Source organism: Microcoleus sp. PH2017_12_PCY_D_A (assembly GCF_020738565.1).
Taxonomy (GTDB): Bacteria; Cyanobacteriota; Cyanobacteriia; order Cyanobacteriales; family Microcoleaceae; genus Microcoleus.
Genome location: NZ_JAEQCI010000067.1, coordinates 31,625 through 54,025, shown reverse-complemented (window position 1 = coordinate 54,025; position 22,401 = coordinate 31,625). Strand labels below are relative to the sequence as shown.

The window sequence follows — 22,401 nt, the reverse complement described above, 5'->3', positions numbered from 1 at the left end:
TAGTTAACAGAGAGTTTTTTTGCATGAGATTCAAATTAACAATCTCTGATACTTCTAGACTAACAGACGCTCCAAGGCGTGTAGGTCGGGAATGCACAAAACGTCACGTTCGCGCTGAATAGTTCCTTTTTTTTCCAGCTTGCTCAGCACTCGCGTTACCGTTTCCCGAGCCAGCCCGCTGAGGCTACTTAATTCTCTGTGCGGCAGGTTGGGTATTTCTGTACCTCCTGCTTCCATAATTTTGCCTTGCCCCTCGGCCAAAAATAAGAGAATGTCTGCTACTCGCGAGGTACTGTCAGACTCTCGCAAACGCAGGCGCCGGTTGACTTGCCGCAGGCGGCGGGCCATCAGTTGAGCTAGCCGAATGCCTGCGAGGGGCTCGGTATGAATGAGTTGCACAAAATCTTGAGCTGGCATATTGCCGATCAGTGTGGGGGCTAGGGTGATGACATCTGTCGATCGCGGTGCTTCTTCGATCGCAGCCATTTCCCCGAACAGTTCTCCTTTCCCTAAAATATTCAGCGTTACTTCTTTTCCGTCTAGGTTGTAGGTGCGAATTTTCACCCAACCATCCAATATAAAATACACTGATGTTCCCCAGTCATTTTCTAGTAAAATCACTTGATTTGACGGATGACTGCGGGTAACGATGTGGACAGTTGCTCTCTCGATTACAGGGTCAGGCAAACCTGCAAAAAAAGGAGTAGAAACTATCAATTGATTTATATTTGACTGCGGATCTCGGGCGTTAAAGCGGTCTTCCATGAGGCCATCATTTTAATTTATGCGCTTGAGCTGCGCTGGGCAGTTAGAAATAGCTTGCAGCCGAGTCATTCGATCGATTTGAGATTCAAGCATTTGAGGAACAAGGATCTAAAATCGGCAATTTTTCCTCTAAAGTTTTGCGGTCAAAGGTCGAATATGGGAATTAATAGCCTCAAGCTCTGATTGCGAGCTAGAAACTAAAGACTATACCATAATTGTTTAGATACATACCGCCGACCCAATTTTATTAACAAAATTTAAGCAGCGGCAAGGGACAGAGCGATCCAGTTAGCGAAGACAACCACTTCGCGATGACAAGTTTAACACTGCTGAGAGATTTGTGGTCAGCAGGCCCGGCAGTCGATCGGCTAACAGAAGCACAAGTCCGCACACCGGACAGACAGCGACCACATCCGAACGCAACTGCCTCGAACCTGTCAAATGTCAGCACTACCAAGAAAATCCACAGCAATTACCAGGCTAAAGTTTGGCGCTCTTGGCAACCGAAACCGACCAAGTTTCCAGCAATTTTTTATGCTACCCCCAGATTATTGTACCATTAATCTCTAGCCACGAACACAGATCGAAAGCTATCATAAAAGGTTGTTCAAATCGACTGCACGGGGACAAGCCCGAATCCGGGAATCCCAAATCGCAGATTGTTTGAGGTTTTTCCCAAGTCTGTGAAAGAGGGAAACAAAAATTTACCGTATTACCAGAGGAGAGACCGGCTCGAACTGCCACCGCCCCAAAATCGGGGTTATGGGTGAGGCAGTGGCAGTTCGGGATCGCTGCTATCCGTCTTCGGGAATCGCCTGTCTGTGTCCGGAAACCAGGAAAGCAGCCGCAGAATTTGAGAGGACTTGCAGTGAACAGAAGCGGGCATTTGATGCGGAAGTACCGGCTAACCTATGATGGGCAATAGAAGTCATCCGAAGGCAAAAGCAAAAGGTTAATTCAAAGTTGTCAGAAAATATTAGTCAATTATTGATGGACTCGCATTCAGATTATTCTATCTATTGGCATAGCTGCCGCCTGACTTCAATCTTTTTTGTATAAAGTTTATCCCTAGCCGCATTCCCAAGAGGTTCCGCCCTTGAATTCTCAGAAGTACAAAATTCAAGCACTGATTGCTGAGATTGATGAGGTACTCAGCAAGCCCGCACCCCGCTTGCCTTGGACGGGTTCGATCGATACTGTCCACCAGCGCCAACTTTTGGAGCGAGTTCGCGCTTATCTGGTTTCCTCAGACTCAAAGGTAGCTGCCCGCAAGGCCCCCGCTAGCCCAACTGTCCGCCCAGAACCAGTTCCAGTTCCCAAAATGCCGCCGAGGGTCGATCGCCCCTCACCAACAGAGCAAATTATGCTTGCCGTCACCGAGGAAATCACCAACCTGCGTTCTGGCCTGACGGGGCCGCTCCAAGAAGAAATAGCAGCTCTGCGACAAGAGCAGCAAGCTCTCACATTAGAAATCAAACAGCTAGAAGCAAAACGGCAGCAACAACAATCCCTAGCCCAGCAACAAGCAAACCAACAGCAAATCATTTCTGATTTCTTGCAGGTACTGACGGGGCGCTTGGAAGAAACCTTGGATCGCGATTTATCCCAAATTTTCAGTAGCCTAGAAAATCAGTTGTTGCCAAGCAGTGCTGCACAATCGCAGCAATCGGCTTTAAGCCCACAAACTTCAGAAGAACACCCGCTGCTGACACCTGCTCAGAGATTGGAGCAAATGCAACGGTTCCAAGCTAGTGCTGACAGTCTGCTGATGAGGCTCGATTCTACGATGGGTATCGTGTTCGAGGCTTTGGAAGCAAATCTGCAAAGCTATCAAGCTTCCTTGGGACAAGGACTCGAAAATATGTATGGTTTGAGCCAGCAGAGCGAGGCAATGTTCGCGACTTTTGTCAACCACTTGGTGGCACAGTTGGGACGAGATGCCTCTTCCTACGTGCAGCAGCCGATCGCCCTGCCAAATGTCGAAACGGGTTCCCCAACCGCCGTCGCCCGCTCTGTTGTCACTGGGGCCTTCTCAAATACTCAGATCCACCCACCAGCCGATACCGAAAGTGAAGAGCGCAGCGGCGAACTTGGAGAACAAGACAGATTGCCCTACGCCGGGACAGAAATTTCTCCGCAATTCGGACAGTTGAGGCGCGATCGCGATCGCGTTGAAGCCCCTCTCTCGCTCCCGGATTTAGAAGATAATTTGTTTGGTTCTTCACCGGCAATCCCTCGACAGGTAACTCGCTTTTCGGGTGCTGATTCGGAAAATCTGTTAGCAGAAAATGACGAAAATGTTGAGGATTTGTACGCGAGTTTGTTCGCGGGAGAATCAGTCGCCGAACTAGAATTAGAGCTGGAAGATTTCACGATCGAAAATACTGAAAATGTTGCGGAAACAGAAGCCGCACCATCTCCAGCCGCAGCAGAGCGTGAAACGACAGAAACCCTAAATTCTGCGGAAGATTTGTTTGCAAATCTGCTGGATGAAGGCGAATCGCAGGAAGCTGTTCTAGCAGATGAAGATTCAGAATTCGCAATCGGTAATTCTGTAGAGGCTCTAACTTTAGATACTGAAGATTTATTTGAACCGCAAGTTACAACAGTAACTCAGGTTTCAGAACCGTCAGCCTTAAGTTCGATCGAGCCAACAGTATCTCAGGTTTCGGAACCGTCAGCTTTAAGTTCGATCGCTCCGCAACTTGATTTGGACGATCGAGAAAACCTAGGCGAGCATTTCGACACTGCTGCTGTGCCTCCACCGCCAGCAGAAATGAGTCCGAACCAACCCAGGAACCCCCGTGTACCCAGTGCCCGCGATGTTCAAACTGGCGATTTTGGAAACTCGTCCCAAGGACTCAATGATGTTTACATCCAAGCTTCGCCGGAGGAGGATTTGCTGCCGGTTGAGGCCTTAGAAGATGACCTCGATCGAGCTCTCAAGTTGGATGTGAGTACGATGGAACTGTTGGAGGCAGATCTCTACAATCTCGAAGGATCGGACAATAAAGCGGAACGGCGATCGACTTCCAGTGCTGCTAACAGCTTGGATTTATTGGCGAGTTCCCCCGACGAGGGTGCAGACAATCCCTTTGCGGAAGCGGCCCAGGAAGAACTCGGATCGCTGGAGGATTTGTTCTCCGATGAGTTGGAACTTTCATCTGAAGATGAACCCTTTGTTTTGGAACACGAACTTGATGATGATTTGTTTGCTGGTGAAGATGAATCGAATTTGACGCTAGATGAGATTTTGGCGAGTTTGAAGGATACCGATCCAGAAGTGGCCCAAACTCCGGAAACCCAGGAAATGCCGTCAAATCCTCCAAAAAGTCAAAAAAAAAAACCTAATTTCCAGACAGAGTAAAGCCGGGGTTGTTGAGGAGATAACCGAATCTAGAGAGTTTGCTGTTGGGCAGCAGCAAGAGTCAGCGCTGCATTCTGTTCCAGGTGCGATCGCCCCTCCATCTTCTCAATCCCCAAAACGCCAGAATTCTCGCTGGTATTTGGGCATTGATTTCGGTTCCAGCGGGCTGTCGGCGGCTTTGCTCGATCGCGAAGAAGGCCAGTTGCACCCAATTTACTGGGAAACAGCCCAGGCTGAGGTTTCCGCAGCCAGCGCCAGTTGTCGGATTCCCTCCGTCGCGGCGATCGAGGAAACAGCCCCAACCCCCACCAGCGGCCCGCAGGTGACAGTCAAGTCGGTGGGATGCCCGCAGTTGGATTTGCGTGCGGGAGAATTTTTATTGCAAAATTTTAAATTGCCTTTAAAGGTGGGCATTCCTTATCAGCGCGCAACTGCTGGGATGTACGAACCGCTGTTGCAATTGTCGTCCGATCGGGCTGTGTCGATCGCCCTACCGCTGCACGCTGTGCGGGCGCTGCTGGCTACTTTGAATCGCAAGCACCAGGGGCAAAAATTTCGCACATCGCCGGAAGTTTTCGATTCTGCGAGGGCGGGGGCGAATTCGGCTCTCTTGCCAATTTCCAATTTAATCTGTAAAGCTTCGGGACTGACGCCAGAAATCCTGGATGCGGCGCTGCAAGACTTGCAGGGTGTGATTTTGGGGACTCCTGCGAGCTGGTCCCAGGCCTATGGGTTTAACCTGCGGGAGGCTGTTTTGGGCGCGGATCTGGTGGCTGAGGGCGCGCAAATTTTTGTGGTTCCCGATGCGATCGCCACTTTGGTTGCTGCTGTAACTCCTCTGAAAAATGCTACTGGAGTTCAATCTGGGGCGATCGATACTATGGAAAGATCCCTCGCAGAAGCTGCACCGCTAACTGTCAATGCTTCCTCTTTTAGCGGGGGAACTTTGATTGTGAATGCGGGGGCGGCCACGGTGGAATTAGCCGTGGTTGAGTTGCCGGAAAATCTTCAAGATTTAACACGTGCTGATTTTACTTGCCAAAGTTTTGATGCGGCTGGCAATGCTTTCGATCAGGATATTATTTGTCAGTTGTTGGCTAAGAATGAAACTTGGGGAATGTCGATCGATTTGCCGCGTCCGGGTCATCCAGATTTGCCGAGTCGCTATCAATTGCAGCAGCGGTTGCAATCTTCAGATTTTGGCCTGCAATTGTTAGAGGCGGCAAGGCATCTGAAAGTTATTTTGCAACATCAAGAAAGTTTTGTTTTTGATATTGGCGAGCAGCATTGGGATGTGAAGCGTCGAGATTTGGAAAGTTTGGTTTTAGTGCCTTTTGTACAGCAGTTGAATCGTGAATTGAATGCTTTGCTCAGCCGCGCGGGAATGTCGCCGGCACGAATCAATCAGGCCATTTGTACGGGGGGCATGGGTGGTTGGCCTGCGATCGCCCGCTGGTTGCGGCAAAAGCTGCCAAATGCGATCGTGGTTCAAGATCGCGAATTGGAGAGCGATCGAGATATTTCGGAAATTTACAATTTTGCCTCAAATTCCGCATCTCAAAGCACAAACTCTTCAAAAAAAAGCGGTCAAGTTGCCTGCGGGTTGGCAAGTTTAGCTCTCTATCCTCAAATTTTGGATGTACGGCAGCAACAGTACAGCGACTTTTTTCTGCTGTGGGAATTAATGCAGGTTTTGGGTAAGAAAACTCTGAGCTTTGAGGAAATTTTGCAGTTGCTCGAACGGCAGGGCGTGAACACCCGCACCTGTGAGCCCCGAATTCTGGGGATTTTGGAAGGAAGATTGCCGGCGGGATTGTTGCCAGAGGAGGAAGATTTCATGCTGCTAGCCGAGGAGTCGAGGCAAAATCCCGATTGGGAAGCAATTTTGACCGAGCCGCTTTTCTTTGAAGATGTTTCGCGGGGTTATCGTTTGAATGTGGAACACGCCTCTGTTGTTCGCGAATATTTGGGCCTCCTCGCCTCTAGCAGCCAGCAAAAATTGTTAGAGCCACTGACAATTGCTTGGGATGTTTGCACGGATATCGATCGGTAAACTGCAAAAAACCGGTTTTCTCAGTGCAATTCTCTTTGTCTTCCCCAAATATTCTCCGTAGAAACCGAGTTTTTGATCGCAAAAACTCAGTTTTTTTTAGTAAATGCAGTGGATTTTACGGAATATTTATATTTTTATAAATGAAATATACAGAAACTTTATAAAAGTGTTGCAACTTTTTAAAGATTGTGCAAAGCCCAGGAGTTTGTGTTCTCGCGCTCGGGAGAGTCTCATAGGATAGACGTGAAATCCTGTTAAATCTTGAGACAAATCCGATGAAATTTGTGATGGGTGCCTCTACATTATCAGTCTTATCAGAAATGCTTTCTTTATTTGTTCCGAAACCTACTTACAGAGTTTGTGTATCAAAACAACCGCTTCACCGATCCGTAACAAGTAAGGTCAAGCGGTCGATCGATATTTTGGGCTCGTTGTTAGGACTGGCAATTGCTGGGGCGGTGGCAGTGCCGGTAGCGGTAGTGATGTTTTTGGACAGTCCGGGCCCGCTTCTTTACAGTCAAGTTCGCTGTGGCTTCAAAGGGCGGCATTTCAGAATCTGGAAATTGCGATCGATGGTTGTAGGTGCAGAAAATCTCAAACACCTAGTTACCAACCAAGCCAAGGGTCACATTTTCAAGAATGACAATGACCCGCGAATTACCCGCATCGGCAGCTTTTTGCGGTGCACTAGCTTGGACGAGTTACCTCAATTCTGGAACGTGTTAGTTGGGGACATGAGCTTGGTGGGAACTCGACCGCCAACTCCCGATGAGGTCGCAGGCTACGACGATTTTCACTGGCAGCGTTTAAATGTCAAACCCGGTCTGACTGGGGAGTGGCAAGTCAACGGCAGGTCTGGAGTTAAAGACTTTGACGATATTGTGCGGATGGATCTCGACTATCAGCGCAAGTGGTCTGTTGTCTACGACATCAACCTGATTTGCAAAACTATTTGGGTTGTATTGAATAAACACGGTGCGTGTTAATCGATCGGTTGTTTTGGGTTGTCTGTTTCTTTTTTGTGGGCTACAATTAGATGAATATAGAGCTAAAAGCTGTTTTTCTCCAAGTTAAACAGCTACAAAAAATGTTAAATTAAGGGCCAGCTTGTAAAAAGCTTGCCCTTAATTTTTTTCCTCTTTCTTCCTTCTTCCTTCGGGAGCATCTCACTTTTGCAAGAAGCATTTTTTATGGTAGTGCGAGTGTCCCCGCTCGCGTGCTTCTACAAGCACGCGAGCTCTTAAGCTCGCACTGTAAATGCAAAACTGAGATGCTCCCCTTCCTTCTTCTTCCTTCTTCCTTCTTCCTTCTTCCTTCTGTTATGAATTTGCCTAATTTGATTACTTTTTCTCGTTTGCTGGGAGTGCCGTTTCTGCTCTACGGTTTGTACGACCCAAGCGCCCAAAGCCGCTGGATTTGTACTGCAATTTTTGTAGTAGCTGCTGCTACTGATTGGCTGGACGGGTATTTGGCTAGGAAGCTGAACCAAATTACCGATTTGGGAAAGTTTCTCGACCCTTTGGTGGATAAATTATTGGTACTCGCGCCGCTTTTAGTGTTGATTGAGTTGGGTAAAGTCCCGGCTTGGGCAGTGTTTTTAATTCTGGGGCGGGAGTTGACAATTGCGGGGTGGCGTGTTAATAAAACTACGATTTCGGGAGCTAATATTTGGGGCAAGTTGAAGACGGTGAGTCAGATTGTGGCGATCGCACTTTTAATCGCTCCCCTCTCGGAAGCGTGGAACGTTCCGGCATTAATTGCGTTTTGGGTTTCTGTGGCTTTAACTTTAATTTCTGGCGCTATCTATCTCTGGCCGTCCAAGACTGCTGAGGAAAAGTAAGGAGTCGCTCCTGTCAATAACTTACAATTTTAATTGTTATTGTGGGATGGGCGTCCCGCCCGCCCTTTTTGGACGGGCGGGACGCCCATCCCACTTTCAAGAGTATAAGTTATTTAATTCTCATTCGCGATCGATAGCGCTAGTAGAAAACAGTCTGCATTGCAAATTAGCAAAAAAAATGAACTTAGGAATTAAAGCTAAATTGTTGGCCAGCTTTGGAGCTTTGACCGCTTTACTCGCAGTTGTCGGATTTGTGGGTTGGCGGAACACCGTTGAATTAGCACAAGATGCAGAGAAATTGTATATATATCAAGTTAAGGGGACGGTGGCTCTAGCCAACTCAGAGTCAGCTTTATGGAAGCTGCGTTACGGCTTCCCACAGTTTATCGTTTTACCATCCAAGCGATCGGACATTTTGACCGAAGAGCCACAATTATACAAAATAATTCACGATAACCTGCGAGAATATGCCAGAGGCGAACTCACCGCAGAAGAGCAAGTTGCTTTCGATAAGCTGCAAGATGCTTATCGCAGGTATATTGCAGCCAGGCCGAAGTGGTTTGAGTTGCAGCAAGCAGGTAAACTTAAGGAAGCAGCAGAGTATCGCGCAGCTACGACAACTCCTTTTGGTGCCGAAACAGTTCAAGCCTTTTCTGCACTAATCGAACTCCAGCGAAAAGTTGGGGAAACAAAACATCAGGAAATTGAAGCTAATATTCAGCGTTTGACAGTTTTGCTAGTCTGTACTGTGATCTTGGCTTTGTTGTCCGCAGCAGTCTTGACTGCGATCGTCAGCCGCGATATTGTTAACCCCATCGTGCAATCTGTCAAGAAGATTGCCTCTTCTTCCATGCAAATTACTGCCGCAGTCGATCGGCAAGAATACACCATATCTCAGCAAGCTAATGCTGTGAATCAAACGACTGCGACGATGAATGAGTTAAGTGTTGCTTCGTCTTTGTCGGCCAAGCAAGCAGAAGCATCAGCAGTCTCGTCCCATCAAGCGCTAACCCTAGCTGAGTCGGGGACTCAATCTGTAGAAAAGACGATGGAGGGAATAGTAGCTCTGCAAGAAAAAGTAGACGCGATCGCCAAACAGATTACATACTTGAACGAAAATACTGTTAAAATTAGTGGGATTTCTGAGTTGGTAGCAGATCTCGCGAACCAAACGAATATGCTAGCTCTTAATGCCGCTGTGGAAGCAGTGCGTGCTGGGGAAAATGGCAAGGGTTTTGCGGTAGTCGCGACTGAAATTAGGCGACTAGCTGATGAAAGCAAACAATCAGCCGAGAAAATTAATGTTCTAACTAAAGAAATTCAAGTTGCGATCGGCAACACGGTGATGGTAACGGATGAAGGTTCAAAAACCGCAGCACAAGGAATTAAACAAGCTAGAGGGACAACAGAAATTTTCGCGGGTGTTGCAGAGGCGATAGATAAGGTATTTTTGAACAATCAACAAATTGCTCTGAATGCTAACCAACAGGCGATCGCGATTCAACAAGTTCTCGAAGCAATGAACCATGTTAACTTAGGAACAACAGAAACTGCTACTAGCATTGCTGAAGTTAAAGTTTGTACGGAACTGCTCAACCAAACCGCAGCAGAACTCAAGAAATTGTCGTAGGAGAAGGAAGTTCGGCAACGGATTTTGTAGCGGATGTAGCGGATGTAACGGATGGAAGGAAGTTCGGCAACGGATTTTGTAGCGGATGTAACGGATAGCGACGCACCTGACAAAGCTGATGCACCCTACAAACTTCGATATATTTTTAGGGAAGGGACACGGAATTGCTTTGCGTCGTGTCAACAACCAGTTTGAAAACCCTTTGATCTCTCGTTTATAGCAGAGGCCTGATCCCCCTCGCATCCCCCTTAAGAAGGGGGACTTTGAGAGGAATCCTGTCTCCCCCATCCTCGGGGAGTAGGGGTTGACGAAACAGAACACTCTTGTCCCCCCCTTATTAAGGGGGGTTAGGGGGGATCTGGTCTCTGCTATAAACAGCAATCTCTGAATACCTTTGACCTTAAGCTGACACGATTGAGGCCAATGCCGTGTCCTAATCGCAGCTTAATAATGACTCCCCGATTTCCGGTAGTGCACGGCTGTCACCCCGTCATTTTTCAACAAATTACCGTTTTCAACCGCTGCATAAACCACCCAGTGATCGCCGCATTCCATCCGACTTATCACTTCGCATTCGAGATAAGCTAAAGCTTCAGTCAAAACCGGACAGCCGTTGCTAGCTTCTGTTGTTTCAACTCCGGCAAATCTGTCTTCTCCCGGAGCAAAGTTTTTCATGAAATACTTCCGCAACTGTCGCCCTTCTGCTAAGATGTTCAGCACAAATTTATCTCCGGCGTACATCAAAGCTTCGATCGATCGATCTTTAGCCACCGCAATCGTCAAACCCGGAGGGCTAAACGTGGCTTGCGACACCCACGAAGCCAACATCGCACTCGTAACATCCCCGCGCCGCGCCGAGAGTACGCACAGCGAACCTACCAATCTTCCTACAGCTTGTTCCGTGCGATCGCTCCCACCAGTCAACTGCGCTTTCGGCGCCCGCAATTTTTGCGACTTAATCAAAGCTTGAGCAAAATCCGTTCCCGCTTCTTTGCACTCGTGAATTGTCGCCGCCGTCGGCTTAAACTTGGCTCGAATCGGCTCAAATCCAATCCGATAGCCAGCATCTTTTAATTTTCCTTCCACTAAGTCGATCGCCTCGCCGCTCCAGCCAAAGGAACCGAAAACCCCGGCTAATTTGCTTTTAGTGGCTGTAGACAACACAATTCCCAAAGCAGTTTGAATTTGCGTCGGCGCGTGTCCTGCTAGAGTCGGAGTACCGATGATAAATCCGGCACATTTCTCGATCGCCTCTTGAATTTCTCCCGGTTCGGCAAATTCGCAATTGATGCTTTCTACAGCAACACCGGCCTTCGTAATCCCTTTGGCGATCGCCTGCGCCAAAGTAGCAGTATTGCCGTAAGCCGAAGCATAAATCAAAGCAACTGTCAAGTCTTTTGAATTTTGTTGTTGGCTCCATTCCCGATACAAATTACTCAATTCGTGGAGGCCGTAACGGACGATCGGGCCGTGACCTGGAGCATAAAATGCTGTTGGCAAATCCGCTAATTTATCCATTGCAGTCAGCACTTGTTTCGCCTGAGATGCGTGCAGAGAATCGTAATAATAGCGCCGATCTTCGCTATAAACACTCCACCCTTCATCAAATACTTGATCGCCGCAAACGTGAGAACCAAAAAATTTGTCAGTGAACACTATTCGAGTTTGCGGATCGTAGGTACAAAGTTCGTCAGGCCAGCGGGGAGTCGGAGTCGCCAGGAATTTTAATTTGTGACCTTTACCTAAATCGAGAGTTTCTTCACCCCGAACGATCATAATGTTTAATTCTTGTTCGGGAAAAGCCGATCGCAAACCAATCGCGGCTGGATTCGTGCAAACAAAAGCTACTTGCGGAGCCAATTCTAACAAAGCTTTGATCGTGACGGATCTGTTAGCATTGAAATGCCCCAAAATTATGTAATCCAGGGTTTTCAAGTCCACCCGTTTCTGCAAAGATTCCAGATAATTTTGGGTGAAAGATTCCCCCGGCGGGTCGAACAAAGCAGTTTTGTCAGCTTGAATGAGATAGCTGTTGGCTGTTGTCCCCCTTTGCAGGGAGTATTCTACTTCAAATTTTAGTCTGTCCCAAGTGCGCGATCGCACTGCTGCGGTATCTGTGGCAATTGGGACAAACTGCACGTCGCGGGGTTTGGTATTAGATGCGGGCATAGAAATTAGAGCGTTTGTCATTTATTACACCTATCACTTTGTAAAGGTAAGCTGGGCGGAGTGATTGTATTGGTATCAACAAACACGCTCTTTCCCTTAGTCCGGCAGGGACTTAAGTCCCTGCCTCATAGCGAAAGTCCTCTGAAGAGGACTAATACCATTTTTTTAAAGTTATGACAGACTTTTGCAAACTAGGGAAAGCAGATAATTACAACGTCTTGTCGTCCTTTATCTGTACCGGATATGAAAGAAAAATGGTATAAGTAGAAGGACAAAATTAAACGCTGTCATGGTTTGTTTACCGAAGCCTGTTTCAGCTAACGATGGCATCGTTTATTTATGGCTACCTACTTAATCAGTTTAAAAGTCTTTTTTTCAGTCCTCTTCAGAGGACTTAAGCTATTAGCCAGGGACTTAAGTCCCTGGCGGGCTTTTGGTCAACTGTCAACTGACTAATAGTGATTTCCGACTTTGCGGTGGTGCACCGCCGGTAGTGCTTCGGGATTGGATACGCGGCCGCTATCTACAGTCGCATATACGATATGATGATCCGAAAGTTCCATCCGGCTAACCACTTCGCATTCCATGTAGGCCAAAGCATCAGTCAAAATCGGAGAACCGTTGGTAGCTGGTTGAGTTTTAACTCCGGCAAATCGATCGGCACCAGGAGCAAAACGCTTCAAAAAGTGCTTCATCAGGCTTTGATAATTGCCTTCTTCCAGCACGTTGAGTACAAATTTATCACCCGCGTGCATCATCGATTCGATCGCCCGATCCTTCGCAACTGCTATAGTTAAACCCAGCGGTTTAAAGCTGGCTTGCGTCACCCAAGAAGCCAACATCGCACTGCTAACCTCGCCTTTTTGAGCAGTAATAATGTACAATCCGCCACTGATCCGTCCCAAAGCTTTATCAACATCGCTATCGAGGGATTTCATCTGTTTGACAGCCTTGTCCCGCGACAGCCACTGTCCCAAGTCGGTACCGGCTTCATCGCAAACTTGATAAATCGCTTCCGTCGGCGCTTCTTTAATCAAAATGTTGGGAAATGCCTCTTTCAAACCCAACTCTTTGAACTTGTTTCGCAGCGGATAAATCGATGCGTCATCGCCGCCGCCGGATTCGCACAAACCGAAGGATTGTTTGTTGTTAGCTGCAACTAAAATTGTGTTAATAGCAGCTTCGGCATTCTCCGCAGCAGCGCCATTACTCGGCGGCGAACAAATCACAATCCCCGCAGCGCTACCGACAAGTTCCCGAACTTCTTGCAATTCGGCGGTTTTCAAGTCCATCATTTCTACGGCGACACCGGTTTTGGTAATCCCGTGGGCGATCGCCTGACTGAGCCGATCGCTAAATCCATAGTCAGAAGTGTAAAATACCGCTACCGTGGTTTCTGCCTTAGCTTGCGCTTGACTCCACTTTTTGTAACGTCCGGTAAGTTCCACCACATTGTACCTGAGCAGCGGCCCGTGACCGGTTGCCACCGTACCGATTTCTCCCAACTCGGCCATCCGCTTCATTGCACTGAGTACCGATCGAGCATTAGGAGCCATCAAACACTCATAATAAAAGTGATAATCCTCCTCAACCGCCGCTAAATCGTCATCGTAGGTACTGTCAGAACAGTAGTGCATCCCGAAAGCATCGCAGGTGAACATCACCTGAGTTTTGCTGTCGTAGCTGAAAATAGTATCGGGCCAGTGCAAATTCGGCGCCGACACAAATTCGATAACGTGGTCGTTTCCTAAATCTAATTTGTCCCCATTTTTGACTACAAGTCGCTCAAATGGCTGGTGTATCAGGTTTTCTAAAAATTGAATTGCTACCTTCGCCCCCACGACAATCGCCTGGGGTGCCAAAGCCAGCACATCTTTCACCAAACCGCTGTGGTCTGGTTCAGTGTGGCTGATAATTAGATAATCAATCTCTTTCGGGTCGATTTCCCCCGTCAGAGTGTCCATATATTGCTGGCGAAACTTCTCGTGCGAGGTATCTACGAGGGCTGTTTTTTCGCCGCGAATGATGAAAGAGTTGTAAGTTGTACCGTTTTTGAGCCCGAATTCTATGTCAAAGCGGTCTCTATCCCAGTCCAGGCATCGAATTGCCGTTGTATCAGAGGCAATTTCGACCTTTTCCACCGTCAATCTGCGTTGGACTCGTTCAGTCAGGGCTACCATACTCTGCCTCCTTGTCTGTTATCCATTACCTTATTGTTTCCATTCTGACACGTTTCTTTTGTAAATCTTCATAAAATTTCTTATGACGCTGTTAAGTAACTTCAAAGTTATTAATGTGTGCAGCGGGCGATTCCCTACCCGATAGATTCGCTTCACGCCAGTTTTTGCACAAATCTACCGATCGGGTCTTGACAAAATTATGATTTTGCCGATCGAGCTAAAAAAAAATACACGCACCCGCGACCTCAGAAACCCGGTTTCTTCGTATATTTCTCGTTCCCAACAAAAAACTCGTAGAAACCGGGTTTCTAGCCGCTCATAGGGCGGCCCTGAAACTCTCCGAAGTGTTGTTACGTTGGGGCCAACGATCGAATTTTATTGTGGGAGTTCTCGGAGGAAATAATATGACAAATCTTATCCCTTCTGATTAGTAAGCGGTAACTCCACAATCAACTCAGTGCCTTCACCAACCTGACTGACGCACCGAATCCGCCCGCCGTGAGCTTGTACAATTACCTGATAGCACACTGAAAGCCCCAAACCAGTACCTTTTCCTACAGGTTTAGTCGTAAAAAACGGGTCAAAAATCTTGTCTTGAATGTGCGCCGGAATGCCACTTCCTGTATCGCGCACAGAGATTGTTACCCAGTCCGGCTCGCTTTGCCAACTGCGGATCGTTAATTCTCCCGGTTTGTCGGCCCAGGCGATCGCATCTAAGGCATTATCAATCAAATTATAAAATACTTGGTTGATTTGACCGGCATGACATTTGACTGGCGGCAGATTTCCGTATTGCTTGTCAATTTTTATATTTGATTTTAGTTTATTTTGCAGCATCAATAAACTGCTTTCCAAACCTTCATGCAAATCCACCGCTTTAAATTCAGCGTGATCCAAGCGAGAAAAACTTCGCAGCGTCATCACGATCGATCGAATCCTGCCGCTGCCTTCCCGCATCGAATTGAGCATTTTGCCAAAGTCCTCTCGAATGTAGTCGAGTTCTAATTCTTCATTGATTCTGACAATTGCTTCCGCTGCTTCCGGGCAGGCATTTCCGCACAATTCTATAGCTTCGTTCAAGACTTTAAAATATTCTTGAGCGTGAAACAAGTTAGCGTGGATAAAATTGTTGGCGTTGTTAATTTCGTGAGCAATTCCCGCCACCATTTGCCCCAATCCAGACATTTTTTCGGTTTGAATCAATTGCTGTTGAGTCGATCGCAATTCTTGCATTGCGGCTTGCAATTGCTGGGTTTGAGCTTGAGATTTGACCGCAGCTTCTCGGACTTGGCTGTAAAGTTCTGCTTGCTGAATCGCGATCGCCATTTGGTCGGCTAGCTGCGACAGCAACTCCATTTCTTGGCGCTGCCAATTTCGCGTATCGCCGCACTCGTGAGCAATCAGCAAACCCCACAGTTTACCGGGAAATTTTACAGGACTTCCGGCTGTAGCGAGTAAATTTTCTTCGCTACCGGATGTAACAATGGGTACGATCAGATTAGCTTTTACCTGCAAGCTGTCTAAGAAATCAACGTGACAAGGCTCTAAACCGGCATTAAAAATATCATTAATTGCTTTGACTCGCCCTTGCTGGTAAAGATCGGCGTAATTTCCCCTAAAACACTTATCTTCCCCCATATCTCCTAGAATAGAAGGCCAAGGAACTGTCATATCTTCAACGACAACTTTTCCTTGCCAGTTATCTTCAAACTGGTAGATAATTACTCGATCGCACTGCAACAATTGGCGGACTTCTCTCACCGCTGTTTGCAGGATAGTTCCCAGATCCAGGGTACTGCGAATTTGGTTGCCAATTAGTCGCAGCAGAGATTCTCGTTCGGCTTGACGGCGGGTTTTGCTGTAGAGTTTGGCTTGATTGATCGCGATCGCCAATTGCGATGCTACCCCTTCTAACAGTTGCTGTTCCCAATCAGTCCATTCCCGTTCGCGATCGCACTGGTGCAAACCAATTACTCCATTCACTTCTCCTTGATAACGAGTAGCGACTGCCAGCATTGACTTAATTTTCAAAGTTTCGGCCATTTTTCGGGTTTGTGCATTCAACCCCGGAAAATCCAGAAACTTCGTCAATGCTAGGGACTCTTGCCCAGACACGACTGCGGCCAAGTGCGGGTTATTACTAATCGGTACTTTCATCCCCAGTTGCATCGGATAGTCCCCCGCGTTGTACTCTCCCCGCGTGACTAACGTTTTTTCTGTATTGGATTCTTTGACTAAAATACTCGCGCGGCTGCACTGTAGCGCTTGCCCCAGCAATCGGCAGGCCGATGTTAAAATCTCTTCTATATCAAGGGTGCTGCGAATTTCGTTATTAATTTCGTTGAGCAAGTTTGATAGCTGAACTTGCTGCTGCATCTGCACGATCATAGCTTTTTGTTGGTCTACTTCCGGCAGCGAAAGACCTTCTTCTTGATTCCAGTTACCCGATCCAGGCAACCGTGCCGTCAGTCTCTGCCAGGGGGTTTCTTGTTGTTCTATTTTTAAAGACATATTTACTCAGCACTTGTACAGTATTTTGATAGACTCTGGTTTTTTACACATTTGCTTACCCCGCCAACAGCCGATCGTCGCTACCACGAATCTTTGACAATCTTAAGACATTATAAATGATACTCCCCGACCATAGCAATTATTTTATTTACAAATATTTATAAATAATAATTAGGGCTGAGTAGCCGACAATACTAATGAGGCACGCGCCATCTTTTTCGTCAGATGTCAATTAGAGTTAACCGTCCGCTCAAGCGAATAAAATTAATCTAAAATCTATCTTTAGTGCTCGTGTTGGCGCGCGCTCGATCGATAAACATGGAAAACTCAATTACCGACAATTTTTGCCCGGTATCTGGCACCGATAACCTGACCGCTGGATTGACAGGTACAAACCTGGTTAAAATAGCTTTGGCGATCGGCAATTCACGGTTGCACTGGGGATTATTTACGGGCAGAACTCTGGAGAGAACATGGGATACCGAGCATCTCAAAGCTGATGCTGTTTCCCGGCTCTGTGAGGCTCAAAAAGCGGAATATTTGGTGAAAACGGTGATAAGGTCGATCGAGCAAATATCTGCTCAAAATCAGCTTTGTCTTCCTGCTACTCCCGCTGTATCTAATGCTGACACACTTTCAGCAGTGCCGCTACCTTTAGTTTTGGCATCAGTCGTTCCCCAGCAAACAGCAATTTGGCAGAGTTACCCTGAAGTCCGAATTATTACTTTAGACCAGTTACCGATCGGCGGGCTCTATCCTACCCTGGGAATTGATAGAGCTTTGGCTTTACTGGGTGCTGGCAACCAATTGGGTTGGCCAATTTTACTGATAGATGCTGGTACAGCTTTAACATTTACTGGGGCTAATGTCAATAGGTATTTGGTCGGGGGTGCCATCTTACCGGGTTTGAGTTTGCAGTTGTCCTCGTTAGGGAAAAAGACCGCAGCATTGCCCTCAGTAAGCTTACCAGAAAATCTGCCGCATCGCTGGGCTACAGATACTGCTGGGGCTATTCAAAGCGGAGTTGTATATGCGGCGGTGGCAGGAGTTAGGGATTTTATTCAAGATTGGCGGAGGTTGTTTCCGAATAGCAAAATTGCAGTCACGGGGGGCGATCGCATTTTGTTATTGCAATACCTCACCGCACTATTTCCCGATACCGCTTCCTCGGTAATTGACGCACCCGAGGCTATTTTTTGGGGAACCGTGGGATTTTAGATTGAGGGATTGACTAATTGATTGAGATTTGATTTTGAAGAATTGGTAATGATTGATTCGGTACAGGTTAGGAACAGGGGCATACAGTTGTATTTTTTTTAAATTCATATTAGTTTGTTAAATGTTGTCGGCGACTATTTCTTCACAATGAATCGGAATAAAAATAATAAGAACCGAAGAAATCCGGTTCCACAAACACAGTTTTGAACCCAGCAACTGGCTCTATGATTAGGCACGTTGTTGCGCTTGAGCGCTCTTATATATATGAAAGAGCGCTCAAGCGCAACTACATACCTTTATTAGATTTCTTGCAAAAATACCTAGGACGGGCGGGACGCCCATTCTACAATTTTTTTTCTTGTGGGATGGGCGTCCCGCCCGTCCTCAAATTTGATGAAAAAGAATTTTGCAAGAGGTCTATTTAATGTGACAGTTACGTCCAGGACTGTACCAATGACTAATGACTAATGACCAATGACTAATGACCAATGACTAATGACCAATGACTAATGACCAATTCAATTAGCAAACTGGCGAATATAGTTAGCAACAATATCCGGGACTTCCTGTGACAAATTGCTGTCTCCCGGACTGAGAGATTGCAGTTCGGCATTAGGAGCCAGAGCAGCATAGGATTGACACAGAGACAAAGCTGCGGGGGTATCTTCAGAACCGTGCAACAGCAAAACAGGTGCTTTCAACAAAGGCAAATTCTCATCAACTAACTCTGCTGTAATTTCAGACCGCCTTCGCCCGAACAGCAACTGCACGGCAACTGGGGACTGCATCAACTGCTGTCTGAAATTGAGCAGTCTGTCAATCTGGTTTTGACCCCTCAGCAACTTAGCAATTGGATAGATCGATCGCAACAACCAGTATGCCAACGGAGGTTGAGCTATCAGCCAGCTAGCCGTCTGCCACCGCCCCCCCTGGTTGCCAGCGTTGACGCCTTCTGGGGCTAACAAAACCAGCCCCTGAACTCGATCGGGATATTTGATGGCGTAGCTAGCAGCCACCCAGCCCCCCAAAGAGTCACCAATTAAATAAACCTCTTGCAGGTTCAAAGCATCGAGGTATTGCGCGAGACATTCTACTTCCAGAGCGATCGAATAATTAACATTTGGGTGTTCCGAGTCGCCAAAGCCCAGCAAATCTGGTGCGAAGCATTGAAAGTCCGGGCTCAAATGCTCGATCGTCCGCAGCCACTGACTGCCATCGTCCCAAGAACCATGCAAAAATACTAAATTTGGGCCTCGGCCGACTTCGCGCCAGAAGATGTGCCCTAAAGAGAGTTTGACCCTAGAATTGCGTAACGGTGAGTACATCCGGTTTAATATTCAGCAATAACAAGATTATTAAATTAATGTTCAGAGACTATAGATTAAAGCATGGAAACATTAAAAATTAAATCCAAACTCCTAGGCAAGTTTTGACGGCCAGGTAATTCGCGACTTTGCTTAAAGTGAGGCACCCCGACAATTTAAGTTAAGCCAAAGTTGTCAGGCCTTGAAAATAGTTCTGCAAGTGCTCGCCGTTATCGTGGCTGAGCTGGCCCTCCGGCATCGCTGTCGGCAAAAAAGCCTCCACCTCGCTGATTTCCAGCGTATCCTGAACTTGCATCTTTCCCTGCACCTCTGCTTCCACCACGATACAAATCGAGTGCAAGCGAGGGTCTCGATCGGCAGCCGAATAAACGCCCACCAAGCGGCGAATTTTGACTAAATCGAGTCCTGTTTCCTCCGCCAATTCTCGCCGCACCGTTGTCGGAATATCCTCTCCCCAATCCACCATACCTCCCGGCAGTGCCCAGCGACCGTTGTCGCGGCGGCGAATTAACACTATTCGCCCGTCAGGCAATACAGGAATCACGGCGGTACCAGTGACGGGATGTCGAAAAATCAGACCCAGCACAGTCTGTACAAATTGCCACAATCTACGCATAAACTCAAAAGCTTGTTTAGGGGAAAGTAATTATAGACCTGCTATCTTGCAGATTTGGAGTCAGAATTATTAATTCTTCCTTCAGGCAAAATGTCCGGCAACTGTCCTAAAATCTCGGCTGCGTGAGATTCTGGTTTGACGATCGCGCCAAACATTTTCAATCCTACCATCAGGGTCGATCGCTCTTGGATAGATCGAATAATGCCCATAAATTCTTTTGCCATAAACTTTTTGAACCCGTAACAGCCGTAAGCGGTAGCCACTTCGGCGTTGGATTCGCACAGCAAGGGAAAAGGCAGTTGATATTTGGCTGCAAATTTGGTGTGAGATTTTGTCTTGTCAGTGCTGACACCGATCGCTGCAATATTTGGCGACTCGTAGTCGGAGTAGATGTCGCGACAGGAGGGAGTATCATTTGTGATATTTGTCAAGAGTTTTTAGAATATATTCGCAAATAAAAAACATTGCGTCCCGATCGCGCGCGGATGAAGAGCGACTCAAGAGACTCTCAGTCGAGGGACTGTTCTTGTCGATCGGTAATAGTGCCGGGTGTGATATAATCGTCATCGGTCTAAAATTGAGTATAACTAGACAACGTAAAAACTCGCACTCAATTAGTTGAGTTCGCAGTCACACCGATTCGGTGTTGCGGTTTAGGAAAGCTAAATTTTAACAAAACCTAACTACATTAAAGAGAACCGATCGAGTACGGTAGGCTATACCGGAATTGATGCTTGGGGAGAAGAAACCTCTAAATCGGCGGTCTAAATCCTGTCGGAAGCAAGTAACTTCGCCCAAGCAAGAATCTCAGTCACAAGCAAGTGCTGAGAGTTTCAAGCAGAAGAATCCCCTCGCCGAAAGCTTGGGGAATGTCAATGTTTATTAGTGAGGTCAGAATGGCTAAGCGCCGCAATCTCAAGAAAGAGAAGGCACAACGAAATCAAGCATACGCTCGCAAGTTTCGCAAGCGGAGAAATCAAGATATGTTCTCCAACAAGAGAAGGCGATTTGACGGCGGCAACGGCGGCGGGATGGGCGCCATGAGCGGCGGCGGACGGGACAAAGATATGGCTGCTGCTGAAGAGTAATTGAGTCTGGCTATCTGCCGAACTTAGAACCGAGAGTGCAAAACACGATCGTTCTAAGCAGAGATAGCCAGCCTGAATTTGTCCAATAATGTAACGACGGTGTTTAGGCGATCCGATCGCGCGCAGCAATCAGTGATTTTCTCACTTGTTCAAACCCGGTACCCCCGTAACTATTGCGAGCCGCTACCACTTGAGTCGGTGCGATCGCGCTGTAAATGTCTGTATCAAAAGCTGGGTGCAAGTCTTTCCACTCTAAGAGTGTCAAATCTTTGAGGAGTTTGCCCCCCGACAGACAAGTTTTAACAACTTTGCCCACGAGGTTGTAAGATTCCCGGAAGGGAACGCCCTTAGCAGCCAAATAATCTGCTACATCTGTAGCGTTAGAAAAGTCTTCTGTAACCGCAGCGGCAAGGCGATTGCTGTTAAACGCGATTCCTTCCCGCAGCAAAATCGTCATTGCTTCCAAGGAACCTTGTACAGTTTTGACGGTATCAAACAAAGCTTCTTTATCTTCTTGCAAATCTTTGTTGTAGGCCAAAGGCAGTCCCTTCACTACTACAAGCAAAGCTTGCAAATGACCGAAAACGCGCCCCGCCTTGCCCCGCACCAACTCCGGCACGTCGGGATTTTTTTTCTGGGGCATAATGCTAGAACCCGTAGCGCAGCTATCTTTGAGTGTAATAAATCCAAATTCGTGAGAAGACCACAAAATCATTTCTTCTGACAAGCGGCTCAGGTGTACCATAATTAAGCTGGCGGCTGCGAGAAATTCGATCGCAAAATCTCGATCGCTCACTCCATCTAAGCTATTAGCATAAACCCGGTCAAACTCCAAGAGTTCTGCCGTAAAATGTCGGTCAATGGGGAAAGTCGTCCCAGCCAGCGCGCCGCAACCCAAAGGCGAAATATTCACCCGCTTCAAGACATCGCCAAGGCGTTCCCAATCGCGATCGGACATTTCAAAATAAGCTAACAAGTAATGAGCCAAACTGATTGGCTGAGCGCGCTGCAAGTGCGTGTAACCGGGGATTAAAGTTTCGACATTGACTTCTGCAATTTCCAGCAACACCTCTTGAAATTCGCGCAATTGCTCGCGAATTTCGGCGATGCGATCGCGCAAATACAAACGAGTATCGGTGCCAGCTTGGTCGTTGCGCGATCGGGCCGTGTGCAGCTTTTTGCCCGCATCCCCGACGATATCCGTCAGGCGCTTTTCTACAGCAAAGTGAACGTCTTCTGCATCAACTCCCGGCACAAAAAGACCTTGGCGGTATTCGCGGCGGATTTGTTCCAAACCATTGACTAGCTGTTCGCCTTCTGATGCGGAAATAATCCCAGTTTTGGCGAGCATCTTAGCATGAGCGATAGAACCGGTCAAGTCATACTCAATCAGTTCTATATCGAAGCCAATACTAGCATTGAATCGGGCGATCGCCGGGTGCAGCGCCGACTCAAATCTTTGACTCCAAGTTTTCGGTTGTGTTGTTGTCATTGCTGGTAATACTAGATTATCTCTCTCTTGCAGAACCCTATAAAAAAAGGTTCGTAGTAAGGACTTTAGTCCTCCGGTTCGTAGTAAGGACTTTAGTCCTCCGGTTCGTAGTAAGGACTTTAGTCCTCCGGTTCGTAGTAAGGACTT

16 protein-coding genes are annotated in these 22,401 nt (G+C 47.3%); 8 read left to right on the top strand and 8 right to left on the bottom strand.

The window, feature by feature from the left end; translation table 11 throughout:
• Nucleotides 1-54: 54 nt before the first annotated feature.
• Nucleotides 55-765, bottom strand: coding sequence for a Crp/Fnr family transcriptional regulator (locus JGK39_RS20075; RefSeq protein WP_293249123.1), 711 nt, complete (start codon nt 763-765; stop codon nt 55-57).
• A gap of 311 nt (nt 766-1,076) precedes the next feature.
• Here JGK39_RS20075 and JGK39_RS20070 point away from each other — a divergent pair, with 311 nt between their 5' ends.
• From JGK39_RS20070 to JGK39_RS20045, 6 genes are all read left to right on the top strand, one after another.
• On the top strand, nt 1,077-1,328 hold the full coding sequence (locus JGK39_RS20070; RefSeq protein ID WP_293249120.1) for a hypothetical protein: 252 nt from the start codon (nt 1,077-1,079) through the stop codon (nt 1,326-1,328).
• Between the two features lie 533 nt (nt 1,329-1,861).
• Nucleotides 1,862-4,132 carry a hypothetical protein gene (locus tag JGK39_RS20065; RefSeq protein WP_293249118.1) on the top strand — a complete coding sequence of 757 codons (2,271 nt, stop codon included), beginning with the start codon at nt 1,862-1,864 and terminating at the stop codon, nt 4,130-4,132.
• Between the two features lie 139 nt (nt 4,133-4,271).
• Nucleotides 4,272-6,185: a hypothetical protein gene (locus JGK39_RS20060; RefSeq protein ID WP_293249115.1), complete on the top strand. Its 1,914-nt coding sequence runs from the start codon at nt 4,272-4,274 to the stop codon at nt 6,183-6,185.
• A 320-nt stretch (nt 6,186-6,505) separates the two neighbouring features.
• Nucleotides 6,506-7,171, top strand: a complete 666-nt coding sequence (locus JGK39_RS20055) for a sugar transferase (protein ID WP_293249211.1) — start codon at nt 6,506-6,508, stop codon at nt 7,169-7,171.
• A 335-nt stretch (nt 7,172-7,506) separates the two neighbouring features.
• Nucleotides 7,507-8,025: a CDP-diacylglycerol--glycerol-3-phosphate 3-phosphatidyltransferase gene (gene pgsA / locus JGK39_RS20050; protein ID WP_293249112.1), complete on the top strand. Its 519-nt coding sequence runs from the start codon at nt 7,507-7,509 to the stop codon at nt 8,023-8,025.
• 178 nt (nt 8,026-8,203) lie between these two features.
• Complete coding sequence (locus JGK39_RS20045; RefSeq protein WP_293249109.1) at nt 8,204-9,655, top strand: methyl-accepting chemotaxis protein; 1,452 nt, start codon at nt 8,204-8,206, stop codon at nt 9,653-9,655.
• A gap of 444 nt (nt 9,656-10,099) precedes the next feature.
• On the opposite strand, the gene JGK39_RS20040 is transcribed toward JGK39_RS20045, so the two are convergent.
• The 3 genes from JGK39_RS20040 to JGK39_RS20030 all read right to left on the bottom strand — a co-directional run bounded on the left by JGK39_RS20040 (nt 10,100) and on the right by JGK39_RS20030 (nt 16,515).
• Nucleotides 10,100-11,845, bottom strand: coding sequence for a diflavin flavoprotein (locus tag JGK39_RS20040; RefSeq protein WP_293249106.1), 1,746 nt, complete (start codon nt 11,843-11,845; stop codon nt 10,100-10,102).
• 431 nt (nt 11,846-12,276) lie between these two features.
• Nucleotides 12,277-14,004 carry a diflavin flavoprotein gene (locus JGK39_RS20035; protein WP_293249103.1) on the bottom strand — a complete coding sequence of 576 codons (1,728 nt, stop codon included), beginning with the start codon at nt 14,002-14,004 and terminating at the stop codon, nt 12,277-12,279.
• 414 nt (nt 14,005-14,418) lie between these two features.
• Nucleotides 14,419-16,515, bottom strand: coding sequence for a GAF domain-containing protein (locus JGK39_RS20030; RefSeq protein WP_293249100.1), 2,097 nt, complete (start codon nt 16,513-16,515; stop codon nt 14,419-14,421).
• Between the two features lie 318 nt (nt 16,516-16,833).
• On the opposite strand from JGK39_RS20030, the gene JGK39_RS20025 reads away from it, so the two are divergent.
• Nucleotides 16,834-17,733 carry a pantothenate kinase gene (locus JGK39_RS20025; RefSeq protein ID WP_293249097.1) on the top strand — a complete coding sequence of 300 codons (900 nt, stop codon included), beginning with the start codon at nt 16,834-16,836 and terminating at the stop codon, nt 17,731-17,733.
• 518 nt (nt 17,734-18,251) lie between these two features.
• Here the strand turns inward: JGK39_RS20025 and JGK39_RS20020 are convergent.
• From JGK39_RS20020 to JGK39_RS20010, 3 genes are all read right to left on the bottom strand, one after another.
• The gene (locus JGK39_RS20020; protein WP_293249094.1) at nt 18,252-19,058 is read right to left on the bottom strand and encodes an alpha/beta hydrolase; all 807 of its coding nucleotides are present in this window, start codon (nt 19,056-19,058) and stop codon (nt 18,252-18,254) included.
• Nucleotides 19,059-19,218: 160 nt separating this feature from the next.
• Nucleotides 19,219-19,674 carry an NUDIX hydrolase gene (locus JGK39_RS20015; protein ID WP_293249091.1) on the bottom strand — a complete coding sequence of 152 codons (456 nt, stop codon included), beginning with the start codon at nt 19,672-19,674 and terminating at the stop codon, nt 19,219-19,221.
• Nucleotides 19,675-19,715: 41 nt separating this feature from the next.
• Nucleotides 19,716-20,105: a peroxiredoxin gene (locus tag JGK39_RS20010; RefSeq protein ID WP_293249088.1), complete on the bottom strand. Its 390-nt coding sequence runs from the start codon at nt 20,103-20,105 to the stop codon at nt 19,716-19,718.
• Between the two features lie 465 nt (nt 20,106-20,570).
• Here JGK39_RS20010 and JGK39_RS20005 point away from each other — a divergent pair, with 465 nt between their 5' ends.
• A complete protein-coding gene (locus JGK39_RS20005; RefSeq protein WP_194066729.1) occupies nt 20,571-20,762 on the top strand; it encodes a hypothetical protein in 192 nt (63 codons plus the stop codon).
• Between the two features lie 103 nt (nt 20,763-20,865).
• On the opposite strand, the gene argH is transcribed toward JGK39_RS20005, so the two are convergent.
• The gene (argH, locus tag JGK39_RS20000) at nt 20,866-22,254 is read right to left on the bottom strand and encodes an argininosuccinate lyase (protein WP_293297220.1); all 1,389 of its coding nucleotides are present in this window, start codon (nt 22,252-22,254) and stop codon (nt 20,866-20,868) included.
• Nucleotides 22,255-22,401 lie beyond the last annotated feature (147 nt).

Coding starts and splice junctions, on each gene's coding strand:
- JGK39_RS20075 (WP_293249123.1), bottom strand. CDS start 765: ATGGAAGACCGCTTTAACGCCCGAGATCCGCAGTCAAATATAAATCAA.
- JGK39_RS20070 (WP_293249120.1), top strand. CDS start 1,077: ATGACAAGTTTAACACTGCTGAGAGATTTGTGGTCAGCAGGCCCGGCA.
- JGK39_RS20055 (WP_293249211.1), top strand. CDS start 6,506: ATGCTTTCTTTATTTGTTCCGAAACCTACTTACAGAGTTTGTGTATCA.
- pgsA (WP_293249112.1), top strand. CDS start 7,507: ATGAATTTGCCTAATTTGATTACTTTTTCTCGTTTGCTGGGAGTGCCG.
- JGK39_RS20045 (WP_293249109.1), top strand. CDS start 8,204: ATGAACTTAGGAATTAAAGCTAAATTGTTGGCCAGCTTTGGAGCTTTG.
- JGK39_RS20040 (WP_293249106.1), bottom strand. CDS start 11,845: ATGACAAACGCTCTAATTTCTATGCCCGCATCTAATACCAAACCCCGC.
- JGK39_RS20035 (WP_293249103.1), bottom strand. CDS start 14,004: ATGGTAGCCCTGACTGAACGAGTCCAACGCAGATTGACGGTGGAAAAG.
- JGK39_RS20030 (WP_293249100.1), bottom strand. CDS start 16,515: ATGTCTTTAAAAATAGAACAACAAGAAACCCCCTGGCAGAGACTGACG.
- JGK39_RS20025 (WP_293249097.1), top strand. CDS start 16,834: ATGGAAAACTCAATTACCGACAATTTTTGCCCGGTATCTGGCACCGAT.
- JGK39_RS20020 (WP_293249094.1), bottom strand. CDS start 19,058: ATGTACTCACCGTTACGCAATTCTAGGGTCAAACTCTCTTTAGGGCAC.
- JGK39_RS20015 (WP_293249091.1), bottom strand. CDS start 19,674: ATGCGTAGATTGTGGCAATTTGTACAGACTGTGCTGGGTCTGATTTTT.
- JGK39_RS20005 (WP_194066729.1), top strand. CDS start 20,571: ATGGCTAAGCGCCGCAATCTCAAGAAAGAGAAGGCACAACGAAATCAA.
- argH (WP_293297220.1), bottom strand. CDS start 22,254: ATGACAACAACACAACCGAAAACTTGGAGTCAAAGATTTGAGTCGGCG.